Source organism: Salicola sp. AFF1 (assembly GCF_056783195.1).
This window is the reverse complement of the sequence record NZ_JBXAYL010000040.1, coordinates 1-11,623: the sequence shown is the minus strand read 5'-3', so window position 1 is coordinate 11,623 and position 11,623 is coordinate 1. Positions and strand designations below refer to the sequence as shown.

At 55.8% G+C, this 11,623-nt stretch carries 19 protein-coding genes; 3 read left to right on the top strand and 16 right to left on the bottom strand.

All coding sequences use genetic code 11. The annotated features are described in order from the left end of the window. Positions 1–456, top strand: a 456-nt coding sequence (locus AC1RQI_RS15675) for a hypothetical protein (protein WP_481905553.1), incomplete at its 5' end; no start/stop codon positions are given. On the opposite strand, the gene AC1RQI_RS15670 is transcribed toward AC1RQI_RS15675, so the two are convergent. From AC1RQI_RS15670 to AC1RQI_RS15595, 16 genes are all read right to left on the bottom strand, one after another. Further along, positions 453–1,262, bottom strand: coding sequence for a LolA family protein (locus AC1RQI_RS15670; protein ID WP_481905552.1), 810 nt, complete (start codon positions 1,260–1,262; stop codon positions 453–455). The two genes, AC1RQI_RS15675 and AC1RQI_RS15670, sit on opposite strands and share 4 nt — an antisense overlap. Then, positions 1,259–2,086 (bottom strand): LysM peptidoglycan-binding domain-containing protein, encoded by an 828-nt coding sequence (locus AC1RQI_RS15665; protein WP_481905551.1) that lies wholly within the window; start codon positions 2,084–2,086, stop codon positions 1,259–1,261. The genes AC1RQI_RS15670 and AC1RQI_RS15665 overlap by 4 nt, the downstream gene beginning before the upstream one ends. After that, entirely contained in the window at positions 2,011–2,748 is a 738-nt protein-coding gene (locus AC1RQI_RS15660; protein ID WP_481905550.1) for an MBL fold metallo-hydrolase, read from the bottom strand. Before AC1RQI_RS15660 ends, AC1RQI_RS15665 begins: the two co-directional genes overlap by 76 nt. Positions 2,749–2,778: 30 nt before the next feature. Beyond that, positions 2,779–3,603, bottom strand: coding sequence for a hypothetical protein (locus AC1RQI_RS15655; protein WP_481905549.1), 825 nt, complete (start codon positions 3,601–3,603; stop codon positions 2,779–2,781). Continuing rightward, positions 3,584–4,627, bottom strand: a complete 1,044-nt coding sequence (locus AC1RQI_RS15650; protein WP_481905548.1) for a LysM peptidoglycan-binding domain-containing protein — start codon at positions 4,625–4,627, stop codon at positions 3,584–3,586. The genes AC1RQI_RS15655 and AC1RQI_RS15650 overlap by 20 nt, the downstream gene beginning before the upstream one ends. Positions 4,628–4,787: 160 nt before the next feature. Continuing rightward, entirely contained in the window at positions 4,788–5,528 is a 741-nt protein-coding gene (locus AC1RQI_RS15645; RefSeq protein ID WP_481905555.1) for an MBL fold metallo-hydrolase, read from the bottom strand. A gap of 6 nt (positions 5,529–5,534) precedes the next feature. Continuing rightward, the gene (locus AC1RQI_RS15640) at positions 5,535–5,948 is read right to left on the bottom strand and encodes a hypothetical protein (RefSeq protein WP_481905547.1); all 414 of its coding nucleotides are present in this window, start codon (positions 5,946–5,948) and stop codon (positions 5,535–5,537) included. Positions 5,949–5,961: 13 nt separating this feature from the next. Beyond that, the gene (locus AC1RQI_RS15635; protein WP_481905546.1) at positions 5,962–6,468 is read right to left on the bottom strand and encodes a hypothetical protein; all 507 of its coding nucleotides are present in this window, start codon (positions 6,466–6,468) and stop codon (positions 5,962–5,964) included. Beyond that, positions 6,465–6,938 (bottom strand): T6SS effector amidase Tae4 family protein, encoded by a 474-nt coding sequence (locus tag AC1RQI_RS15630; RefSeq protein WP_481905545.1) that lies wholly within the window; start codon positions 6,936–6,938, stop codon positions 6,465–6,467. Before AC1RQI_RS15630 ends, AC1RQI_RS15635 begins: the two co-directional genes overlap by 4 nt. Positions 6,939–7,060: 122 nt before the next feature. Then, entirely contained in the window at positions 7,061–7,597 is a 537-nt protein-coding gene (locus tag AC1RQI_RS15625) for an MBL fold metallo-hydrolase (RefSeq protein WP_481905544.1), read from the bottom strand. Positions 7,598–7,638: 41 nt separating this feature from the next. Next, positions 7,639–8,250, bottom strand: a complete 612-nt coding sequence (locus AC1RQI_RS15620) for a hypothetical protein (protein ID WP_481905543.1) — start codon at positions 8,248–8,250, stop codon at positions 7,639–7,641. Then, the gene (locus AC1RQI_RS15615; RefSeq protein ID WP_481905542.1) at positions 8,247–8,732 is read right to left on the bottom strand and encodes a hypothetical protein; all 486 of its coding nucleotides are present in this window, start codon (positions 8,730–8,732) and stop codon (positions 8,247–8,249) included. The genes AC1RQI_RS15620 and AC1RQI_RS15615 overlap by 4 nt, the downstream gene beginning before the upstream one ends. A 119-nt stretch (positions 8,733–8,851) precedes the next feature. Then, positions 8,852–9,322, bottom strand: a complete 471-nt coding sequence (locus tag AC1RQI_RS15610) for an MBL fold metallo-hydrolase (protein WP_481905541.1) — start codon at positions 9,320–9,322, stop codon at positions 8,852–8,854. A gap of 7 nt (positions 9,323–9,329) precedes the next feature. Beyond that, positions 9,330–9,878, bottom strand: coding sequence for a hypothetical protein (locus tag AC1RQI_RS15605; protein WP_481905540.1), 549 nt, complete (start codon positions 9,876–9,878; stop codon positions 9,330–9,332). Continuing rightward, on the bottom strand, positions 9,859–10,209 hold the full coding sequence (locus AC1RQI_RS15600) for a hypothetical protein (protein ID WP_481905539.1): 351 nt from the start codon (positions 10,207–10,209) through the stop codon (positions 9,859–9,861). The genes AC1RQI_RS15605 and AC1RQI_RS15600 overlap by 20 nt, the downstream gene beginning before the upstream one ends. Before the next feature lie 432 nt (positions 10,210–10,641). Further along, positions 10,642–11,109 (bottom strand): MBL fold metallo-hydrolase, encoded by a 468-nt coding sequence (locus AC1RQI_RS15595; protein ID WP_481905538.1) that lies wholly within the window; start codon positions 11,107–11,109, stop codon positions 10,642–10,644. Positions 11,110–11,172: 63 nt separating this feature from the next. On the opposite strand from AC1RQI_RS15595, the gene tnpA reads away from it, so the two are divergent. Next, entirely contained in the window at positions 11,173–11,487 is a 315-nt protein-coding gene (gene tnpA / locus AC1RQI_RS15590; RefSeq protein ID WP_481905537.1) for an IS66 family insertion sequence element accessory protein TnpA, read from the top strand. Further along, the coding region (gene tnpB, locus AC1RQI_RS15585) for an IS66 family insertion sequence element accessory protein TnpB (protein ID WP_481905554.1) at positions 11,487–11,623 on the top strand (137 nt) is incomplete at its 3' end. The genes tnpA and tnpB, both read left to right, overlap by 1 nt.

The following is an 11,623-nucleotide window of genomic DNA, read 5'->3' as shown; positions in this document are numbered from 1 at the left end:
TTGCTATTATATCGCTCAAAGCCTTGTTATTGCAGGCTTTGGGCGCATTTCTGGTCGATTGAAGTAACGGATTCAGGGATTATTCCTAATCCAATCTCACCCTATGATTCGCTTAGCATTAGTGCAACGCTCGCAAATGTCTACTTTCTGTATCGAGGGCTTGGCAAACACCGTGCTCAATCTACCCTTCGCTCCCTGATCGTCCAGACAGTACCAGCTATTGCTCCGAGTATTGAGGGAATAAAAGGCAAGAAACCTGGCTCTATTTTTGACAGACACTTGCTCGCCGCGTGGCTGCTGCCTATGGGCCAGCAGCCGTCGATTCCGAGGATAATCAAACCGCCCAGCAGCGCGAGAACGAGAGTAAAGCTGAAAGTAGAGCAAATCCACAGGAGCACTGTCTTCTCGGATACGAACTTTTCAAGCATCGCCGATTCCACTGCACGCAGCTTCTAATTGGTTTTTTGGCGGTTGAGGATCATATTGGTTACATCTCGTGGTTTGACCCCTTCCGGCGGCGTGTAATCAAACACCCCCTCTCTCAGCTCGGGGTTAAGTTCAACATCAGAAAAAGTAACACTGATCTTCTCATTGTCGCTGGAAGGCCCTATTGAATAACCTTTCATTAAAAGGTCGTGCGGGGTTAGGGAAAGCTGCAAATAACTGAACTCGCGCTTGAAGCGTTCAATATTCTTGGTCCCGCTTTGTGGGGAATTTCGTTGATCGGCGAACTTCTCAAACTCCTCCGGTAATAACGGGCCTTTGAGATTAATGCCAGAGTCATCACATTCTGCGTGAAGGTCGTAAACGGAGGTCAGGTTTCTAACCGTAGACACCAACCCCTCCCCGTTCAGTAACCCGCTACCCATCATGTAATAACCTGTATCGAAAGGACGCTCCTCACTAGTGGTCCTACTCAGGTTGATTTTCAGGACCTGAACGCGAGAGCCTTCCCCCTTTTGAAGCCATTGATGAGTACCGTCGTAAACAGTTCTTGATCTTCGTGATCCAGAAGGAGTTTCAATACTCATATCAATTCTCAGCCGGTCCGGGCGCTTACCAACGATCTCTGACTTTCCAGAGGCGCCCTGAAACTCGACTTGGGTGTTGAGCTTATAACTCTTCAAACTGGAAAGCCGCTCATTGAGTTGTTCGATGATGGTGCCCCCATCGCACGCTGACGCGGCGTATTGCTCAGCCTTGACGGAAAGACTGAAGAGGCTAAGTAGCAGCATGGTTCCGAGGATGATGTGGTTGTTCATATGATTCCTTTGCCAGTCCGCATAACGCTAACTTCACCATATTTGTAGCCAATCCAGGCATGTAACCCAGCGCCGGCGAAAGGAATTGGTATGTGGAAAATGCCACCTTCTGCAAAGTCTTTGTTTTTGAGTAGATTCTCGGCGATGTATCGGGTCTTTTTATATTTCTGGACTGTATCAACGGCCGCGTCGAAGTATCGAAGGCTTTTAATGGCGCTCGATAACTTAGGCCCAAGTGCCAGATCAAAATCAAAGGTATTCTTAGAGCCGTTCATTGCCTCTGCGCTGTTATAACCATGACACAGGACAAAAACCGCACTGATACTTCCCCCGAGACCGAGTCCGATCTTCGACCCATTGATGTTCAGAACAGCATTTCGAACATTTGGAATACTGTCACCGAGGTTATACACCATCCCCGTTAGGTCGTGGGCTCCGCCCAGAAATAGATCGCCAGAATGCGCCTTGGCGATGCCCGCCCAGACATTGTTAAGGTTTGGAACCCGACGGTCACTGTCCAGTCGTCTCGGGATAGTGGACCTACGCTTCGGAACATAGATCGTTTCAAGGTTGGTCTCCGCGCTTACAACGGAATGTCGTGTTGCCGGAGCTTCCTGGCTGCACTCTTGGCTTGTCTGCGTATACGGATGCAGTTCAAATGGGTTGGTCGTGCCAACGTTTTCATGGGCGAGTTCACCGGCGCCAAGACCATATCGCTCAGCAATCTTTTTCCAGCTATCACCGTCCTTTACTTTGTATGGTTCGAAGCCATCCGGCTTCCGGTTCTTGCTGACTGGGCGGGCTGATTTTCTTTCGGCTGGCATAGGGCGCTCCTTTCGCTTTGAGTTACAGGATTTCCATATCGTCGGAGCGATAACCTACCAGACACTGATGGCAACCTCAACTTGCTAGTGGTGCTAGGAATACCGAGGCTTGCCAAACGGTCTCGCAACGTCGAGGCAGAATTAGAGCCTCCAAACATGCGGCAAAAACCGAAACCCATCCCCGTCCTCAGCCACAGTCCCGATCCCCGGAAAATCCAGCTGGTGCCCGGCGACCAGTTCCCGGGATTCGGCCGGTTCGGCCATGATGTGGTGGCGGCCTGGGGCGGGTCGACGTCGAAGGCGACCGTGGCCTCGGGGCACGGGAACTGGATGCCGGGGAGGTGGACGATGTCCGTCCAGATCAGCAGGCGGTCCTCGCCGGAGACGATGCGGTAGCCGGAATGGTCCGGCGTGTGGCCCGGTAGCGGCACGCGGGTGATGCCCGGCAGGACCTCAGTGCCGGCCAGGCGCTGCATGCGCGAACCGACGGCGGCGATGACGCGGTGCGCGGCCTGGAATTGTTTGGTCAGGACCTCGGGCGCGCCCTCCGGAATGTCGCCGCGCCAGTAGTCGAGTTCGCCGGACGGAACCAGCACCCTCGCCTTCGGGAAGACCGGCTGATCGTCGGCATCAATCAACCCGCCGATATGGTCGGGATGCATGTGAGTGATGAGGGCTAATCTGCCCCTGATTCATTCATCACATTTAAAGACGTCACAGGTCGGAGTGTCATGCTTTAAGAACCCGTCATAAAACTCCATCAACATGGCGATTTTATGTCTGATCCGAGGATACTGCTCTGCCAGCTCCTTCAATCGTCCTGGCTCAGTGAGTGCAACTTCCGCATAGAGATTGAAATCGTTCTCAACCCCAGTCCGACTGTAATCGGCCAAAAGCCCCTGTCCAAAAAGGTACTCCGAGCCAGTCATCTCTGTATCCTCGTCGATAGACGCCATGATGGCCTTCTGGCTTTGCATGTATTCAAAATCAGGAGGATTTAGATCAGACCAAGCACTGGTATCGAAGTTCGATGCATGCATGAAAACCGAGCTCAGCTCGTGATGAATAAGCTTGGCAATGTACGATTCCGTATAGTTTCCGTTGCAATCAAGTGTTAGAAAAAGCTCATCCTCGAAAGTCGTTCCGCCATAGGTAACCCCATTGATCGTCAGATCCCTGAAAAAATGCACAGTTGAAATATGGCTACGGATTACAGGCACGCGGTATCTTCCCAGCTCACGCTTTACAAGAAGAATCCGTTGACGCATACAGGATCCAGTCGCTGGAGAAGCTTCAGCCGACAAGGGGGGAGACTGCCAGGCCTCCGGCAGAGCCTCTCCCCCGCGGGAAAACGAAACCGTAATACCAACCCGGTTCTCCAGCTCGGCTATTTCAGCCTTGAGATCAGCCACGCGGTTGTTCGTCGGAAGGTCACGAGGGATGCCCCAAAGCATCACATAGACCCCGGCGACGAACATTACGGCTGCAACGCCGAGCTTAAAGGTCTTTCGGATCAACTTTATGCCCTTCAATCGGAATTGGCTTCCCACCTCTCACCGGTCTGAACAACGCTACGCCACCTGAAAACATCCCCGCTGCCGCCGCGAAGCTTACAGGATTATCCGCTACCCCCCAGCCAAGCGTGAGGACATCCTCTACCAAAGTCGCTGTCACAAGAACCCCGGCGCCCACGATCAACGCACCACCGGCCAAGTAATCCCACGCATCTCTGCCACTGCTTCGCGGTGCAGGATCTCTTCGAGCATTTGGAACGGGGTTCTTTTTAGCGTTTGGGGTTCCAGAGTCCGGACTTTTTGGCGTTATCTCGATTTCGAAACTCAACTTGGATGTGGCATAGAAATGGCTGAAAACGCGGCCCTTTATGGGAGACGTCGTTATCGTGCCTTTGACAACGGGTAATCCAGTGGTCGAGGAAACCCCCGCCGATGCTGTCGTCGACAACGCACGCGGGTGATTCGCATGCGCAGTAATCCCACACTCAAAGGTGACTTCTCCCGTGCGCGGTTCAAAACCGAGTTGGGAGTCGGTAACCAATTGCCCGAGCGCATAGTCCGCCTTGCGCTTCGCACTCATGTAAACGCCCTTCTGACTTAAGGAGGCGTACTCAATTGAATGCTTAGATTGAAGCGTTACCGCTCCTTTCAGGCGAACAGTTGCGATATGCGTTGGCGACACAACGGTGATGGGCGGAAGGTCCTCGAGCCTGTACTCAAAAGGAAAACCACGAACCCTTTTTTGCGCCTTTCTCTTACCCGTTGCCGACGGCACCGGCCTCGCATTTGGGTTCTGCCGTTTGTCCTTTGATTTTGTCTTGGCTCGGTGATCTGAAGGGGGTAAATAGAGCGTCTGACCAACGAAGATAAGGTCCGGGTCGTTGATCTTTTGACCTGTCTTAGAGGACACCGACTGCTTATTATTATAGTGATAGATCTCCGGCCAGCGCTGCGGATCGCCCAAAAACCGATCGGCCAAGTACCACAGTGAGTCTCCGTCCTTCACGCGGTATTGTTTCCCTACCATAAATCGCTCCTTTTTTGACTTAGAGACACCCCTGTCTCTGTTTAGCTCAAGCAGAGCATTGCATCGCTTTGCCTGCACGCTCGCTTTCACAAAAGTTGATCAGGAGGCTGGACCGGGAAGTAGAGTACCAATGCTTACACGGGGGGAGTGCCGGGCGGGCCTATCCATCCCTGGCGCTGCTTTCGTCACCCACATTAGCGAGCTTTGAGCATACGACACACTTCAAGAGTCCTTCCTCACGGCAAAAGCTACCATAAAGTGCGTTTGAGCAACAGACGCCATAAGCTAGGAACCTCGAGAGCTGTGACAGCGAACAGGCGAGAGCCCCCTCGCCCCCGAGTCGGACTGAGGGCCTCCAAACATACGGCAAAAACCGAAACCCATCCCCGTCATCAGCCACATACCCGATCCCCGGAAAATCCAGATGGTGCCCGGCGACCAGTTCCCGGGATTCGGCCAGTTCGGTCATGATGCGGCGGCGGGTGGTGGCGGCCTGGGGTGGGTCGACGTCGAAGGCGACCGTGGCCTCGGGGCGCGGGAACTGGATGCCGGGGAGGTGGACGATGTCCGTCCAGATCAGGATCCGGTCCTCGCCGGAGACGATGCGGTAGCCGGAGTGGTCCGGCGTGTGGCCTGGTAGCGGCACGCGGGTGATGCCCGGCAGGACCTCGGTGCCGGCCAGGCTCTGCATGCGCGAACCGACGGCGGCGATGACGCGGTGCGCGGCCTGGAATTGTTTTGTCAGGATCTCGGGCGCGCCCTCCGGGATGTCGCCGCGCCAGTAGTCGAGTTCGCCGGACGGAACCAGCACCCTCGCCTCCGGGAAGACCGGCTGGTCGTGGGCATCGATCAACCCGCCGACATGGTCGAGATGCATATGGGTGATGAGGACCGTGTCGATGGCGGTTTACATCGTGTTCGAAAGATACTCGTATTCGCCAACATCGGGGTCCGTGAAACAGGTGCCGCTTCGGCGGGAGATAGAAAGCTTGGGCGCGTTATCTCTGGACACGCCAACAGCACGATACTCCGAAGCACAGCCTTCTTCCGTTTCATGGTTGGACTCAACCAGGAATACGTACATGCCATTCACATAAACGAGCTTCGGCACATTAGTCTCGTTATGCGTCACGATACGACAGGAGGCATCAGTGTGCTTGAAGTCCGGGTCCAGCGTTCTGCGTTCCTCTGCCTTCTCATAAAGCACCTGGCACTCGTCACCAAGTGCCAACTCCGCGTCAAACACTTCCAGAGATCCGGCGCTGGCCAGCGGAGTAGCAACCACCAAAGCCGTAAGAAACGTCCTCAGAACCAGCTTCATTATCAGCTGCCCCCTAGTCACAGAGGTGCTCCGGCTCCTGATGGTGAGCAAAGCTATAAAAGACCTTTTCATCCAACCCGATATTCGGGCAATGCAGCCCCTGCCCCTGGAAGCACTCCTTGGACAATGAAAGCTCACCTTCAGCGGAAACAATCAGGCCACGCGAGTACCGTGAACATCGTTCCTCCGGCTCGATGCCGGAATACTCACTGTAATCAATATCGGTCGCCGGCTTACCCACAAAGATGAAGACAGTGCCGACATCCTCGTATATTTCGTGTTGGATGCTATCCCCGTCCTGGCGCAGAAACCGGCAAGGTGCAGGCAGCTTTGTATCGAGTTTGGCCTCTGTCTCAAAGTCGCGGATCCAGCAGTGACCGCCTTGTTCCACAAGCACTATTTCCTTCCCTTTCCATTCAAGACGGTCGGTCACTTCGTTGGCATAACCATTACCGGTAACGCCCCAGAATATGACGCCAACCAGAGCGAGAGGGACGACCCCCAGCAATATCTTCCTCATGCCAGCCACCAGAACCATACTTCCTCACCACGGGTTAAATAAGGACGGTTAGCCCCGGGCATTCTGTTCTTGTGGGCATTCCACAAGTCGATATGATCGGTGCTTCCCCATCCATTCCGAATAAAGATGATGCCGCGATGGGCCTTGAAATGGTCCCAGTTGTCCTTCATTGAACCACTGAATTTCTGCACCCGTGACGCGGTTGCCCATTGCCGACTATATCGCGCCAGTGCGTTGGCCAACTCCTGAGCAGCGAGAATATGACCCGGCTGATGGTCGCGAAGTGCGGGGAAGTCCTCTGAACAACGACGAACATCGAAATCGGAGGTATCCACGCCCGCACCTTCCAGAGCAACGCTCATTCGAATAGCGCATTGATTTCTGAAAAGGTCTGAATCGCAGGGCGTCTCCTGAAAACCTGGATGGTTTTCCCAAAGTTTCTTGAAGAGCTCAATCTTCGTTGCAGGCATAACAATCCCTTGTTTTAGGCAGGTATAAAGTCCGGATAGCATTTCAGCAAGAAACTGCTACTGGAAGCAAGGCCAGACCACCAAAACCGTGGCAACAACCACAAAACCATGGATGCGCCAAGCTAAACCATAGGCCTCCAAACATGCGGCAAAAACCGAAACCCATCCCCGTCCTCAGCCACATAGCCGATCCCCGGAAAATCCAGGTGATGCCCGGCGACCAGTTCCCGGGATTCGGCCAGTTCGGCCATGATTTGGCGGCGGGTGGTGGCGGCCTGGGGCGGGTCGACGTCGAAGGCGACCGTGGCCTCGGGGCGCGGGAACTGGATGCCGGGGAGGTGGACGATGTCCGTCCAGATCAGGATCCGGTCCTCGCCGGAGACGATGCGGTAGCCGGAGTGGTCCGGCGTGTGGCCCGGTAGCGGCACGCGGGTAATGCCCGGCAGGACCTCGGTGCCCTCCGGGCGCTGCATGCGCGAACCGACGGCGGCGATGACGCGGTGCGCGGCCTGGAACTGTTTTGTCAGGACCTCGGGCGCGCCCTCCGGGATGTCGCCGCGCCAGTAGTCGAGTTCGCCGGACGGAACCAGCACCCTCGCCTTCGGGAAGACCGGCTGATCGTCGGCATCAATCAGCCCGCCAACATGGTCGCGATGCATGCGGGTGATGAGGACGGTGCCGATGGATGCTGGATTAACCGCTATTTCTTCGGTTTTTCCGAAACAGGCGCAGCAACCTGAAGCAAGTCCCTCCGCGTGCTCTCAATAAACTTGAACTGGGCCATATCCCGGGCGACATCTGATTCCAGGCTTTTCAGGTAAGCATCCAGCTCACCCTCAAAGTCGTCATCCTCTGCCAACCGGAGCGCGAGCAGATAGGTCTCCTTCCCTGCTGAAGTCTTGGATTCGCTCTCGATCTCCTCGACTACCTGTTGATAACACTCCGAGTTCTTACCGTCACTTTCCCCTGTAGCTTCCTGCGCCATGCACAGATAAAGCCGGTTTTCGTGGTTGGGTTGAAGCTCTGCCAAACGCTCCGTTGCTTCAACGATACCCTCAGCTTTACCCATACGCTTCAGGATATTGATTCTCGCGGTATAGGCGGGCACATAACCAGGATCAACCTCCGTTGCGCGCTGCGTCAGCTCAAGAGCCTTGTCCAACCCCCCATCCTCGGAACGATCCACCAAGATCTGCTGCGCCTGTTCGGTCAGGGAGGCGGCACTCTCTTCCTCACCCGTGGAGCAGCCGGACAACAGCACAATGATCAGGAGCGGTATGAGCACGCGACGACACAGACCTGTAACCGTCATTGTTCTCTACCCTTAATCTGGATTTCTTTGACTGCGAGCGAGCTTGAATTGGTACCGGCACCACTATCAAACCAGTACCCGGCTTCAATTTTCACCTTATATGCCCATGGATCTTCGGAAGGAGCCAGATAGAACTTGGCCGAGCCAATGGGCGCATACTCGTTTTCTGGCCAAAGCGCCTGATTGCGCTGCTTGAAGCGCTTACGGGCAACAACTTCCCCGTTAGAGATCAACGTAGCGCTGCCGTAAAACTCAAAAGCGCCTTTGTATTCCGGCAGCTCCATGGGGGGCGTGTGACCCATCGCAGACACAAACAGGCTATCGCCTCGAGTGACCACGCTGCCTTTGATATAGAAACTTCCGTGGATCCCAACTCCTTCCTGAAACAGGTAGGAAAGCTTTTTGATCCTAAAGGTATTTTTTTCAGGCTCGAAGTGGTGTGTCTTGCGCTCATCTTGAGACGAGAAAATCCATTTGGTCATTGCAGACTCCTTTCTGTCTTTACCGCGGGGAGCGAAATCCTATCATCGAGCACGGTCAAAAACCAGTTTTTGCGGGAGAGCCGCGCAAGCTTGGGGCTCGCGTGTTTCCCGGAATCACCTCAGACCGTAGGCTGCCAGACATGCGGCAAAAACCGAAACCCATCCCCGTCCTCAGCCAAATACCCGATCCCCGGAAAATCCAGATGATGCCCGGCGACCAGCTCCCGGGATTCGGCCAGTTCGGCCATGATGCGGCGGCGGGTGGTGGCGGCCTGGGGCGGGTCGACGTCGAAGGCGACCGTGGCCTCGGGGCGCGGGAACTGGATGCCGGGGAGGTGGACGATGTCCGTCCAGATCAGGATCCGGTCCTCGCCGGAGACGATGCGGTAGCCGGAGTGGTCCGGCGTGTGGCCCGGTAGCGGCACGCGGGTGATGCCCGGCAGGACCTCGGTGCCGGCCAGGCGCTGCATGCGCGAACCGACGGCAGCGATGACGCGGTGCGCGGCCTGGAATTGTTTTGTCAGGACCTCGGGCGCGCCCTCCGGGATGTCGCCGCGCCAGTAGTCGAGTTCGCCGGATGGAGCCTGCACCCAATTATCAATTCTTCAACAGCTCATTTTCCTTGAGGGCTGCCATCAAGTCGAAGGGTACACTGCCAACTGCATCCTCGACATATGTGCGCAGCTTCTCCGGCAACGCCTCATATCGCTGGCGGTAACGAAGTTGCTCAACAGAAGGATAGATCAACCCTTCACGAACCTGTCGGGGGCTCTCCCCTTCTTCATCGAGGTCACCTCGCACCATCTCAAGCATACCGAGGTCGAACGCAACTTTTTCCCTGGCTTCTCGCTCGCATTCGAAGCGATTCTGGAAGTGCAAATGTCCGAATGCCGTCAGGAGCTGATCACGCTCAGCACCGAGGTCAGCCAACTTTTCCTCCTCAAGTACAGGCACCTCGCCTGAAGACATCTTCTGTTCACAGGTTTCAATACGCTGACGCAGCGCTGCTGTTGAAGAAGCCAGGTCTTTGGAAAGCATGCCCGTCAGCTCTTTCGCTTCGGGGTCACTTCCACTTTCCGCAGAGCATGCGAGAGGGAGCAGGCAGATTAAAAAACCAAGGATGTACTTATCGAATTTCGCAGCCATTTCGCATGTTTCTCCAGAATTGCATGTGCTTATGATCCCTATTCCCTGACATCTGATAATGCAGGAACATCATATTAATCTCTTTCTTCATGGATTGACGCACGATCGTCGGAATAGAGGCCATGGCCTCCGCATAGAGGTTCCAGTCCGTTTGGGTAATATTAAATCCAGCCTGCGGCACACGGCTTTTGGTGAAGATGCTGTTAAAGATGCCAGAGGAGATCATTCCCCCAAGCTGCTTTCCCAGTTGCGGTTTTTTGCGAATTCGCTCAAGCGCTGCCCGGCTCTTGTCGTCCAGTTTTAGTCCTTCAATAGGCTGACACTGTGCCATAACTAAGCCACCCTCCGTGTGGGTTTCCAATCAAGCCTGCTCGCGCAGGACCATTAAATGCTCGCTTAGAACAAGATCTAGTATCGCGAGCTGCTTTGTGTCAGACAAAAAGGCGCGGAAAAGGGGGGCAAGTTAGAAGGCGTGAAGCCAGTCGCAAAGCAGCCTGAAGTTGTTTCGCCGGCAGGCTACTCGTAGAGCGAGGGCTTTCCTTGCTATCTGTCCGTCCTTGTGATCCCGTCTTGATTCCTTAATCCCTGACGTTCAGCGGATTATCTAGCCCCCCCCCACATTTCATGTCAAATGCGCTGCCCTATAAACACCGAGGCCCACACAAAAAGAAAACCCTCAGCGTCCCCTTATCCAAGCGCACCCAAATGCCACCCGTCAGAGCTGAAAGGCTTCCGTTTGCCTCAGTCGCTTTTGAGGTTTCTTTTAAACCCACGGTTTCCAAACATGCGGCAAAAACCGAAACCCATCCCCGTCCTCAGCCACATAGCCGATCCCCGGAAAATCCAGGTGATGCCCGGCGACCAGTTCCCGGGATTCGGCCAGTTCGGCCATGATTTGGCGGCGGGTGGTGGCGGCCTGGGGCGGGTCGACGTCGAAGGCGACCGTGGCCTCGGGGCGCGGGAACTGGATGCCGGGGAGGTGGACGATGTCCGTCCAGATCAGGATCCGGTCCTCGCCGGAGACGATGCGGTAGCCGGAGTGGTCCGGCGTGTGGCCCGGTAGCGGCACGCGGGTAATGCCCGGCAGGACCTCGGTGCCCTCCGGGCGCTGCATGCGCGAACCGACGGCGGCGATGACGCGGTGCGCGGCCTGGAACTGTTTTGTCAGGACCTCGGGCGCGCCCTCCGGGATGTCGCCGCGCCAGTAGTGTAAGCGCCAGCAAATCGACACCTATTCCCAGGCCTGATCCCCGCTCACACTGGCTCCATCCTTTCAACGACTGGAGGAACCAGCATGGCCAGCACCGAGCTGCATCATTTCTGGCAGCAGACCCTCACTGACTGGGCGGCGTCCGGCCTGTCCGGTGCTGGGTTCTGTCGCGAACACGAACTCAGCTACTGCCAGTTTGTCTACTGGCGTCAGAAACTGAACGCCCGCGGTGAACCAGAAGGCGCGGGGCATGGCGGTGCTGGGTTTGCTCGCGCTATGCCAGTATCAGGCGGTAATGCTCCGGATGGAGTGACCGTGTCGTTGCCCGGCGGTGTGTCCATTACCGGCCTGCATGCCGGCAACGTTGAACTGCTGGCCGCCGTGCTGAGACAGCTGTGATGCGCAATCGGTATCTGCGGCCCTCCTGGGAGCTGCCCGAGATCTATCTGTACCGGGAACCGGTCGATTTTCGCAAGCAGGCCCATGGCCTGGCGCTGATCGTCGAGCAGGAGCTGGGGCACAGTCCGTTCACCGG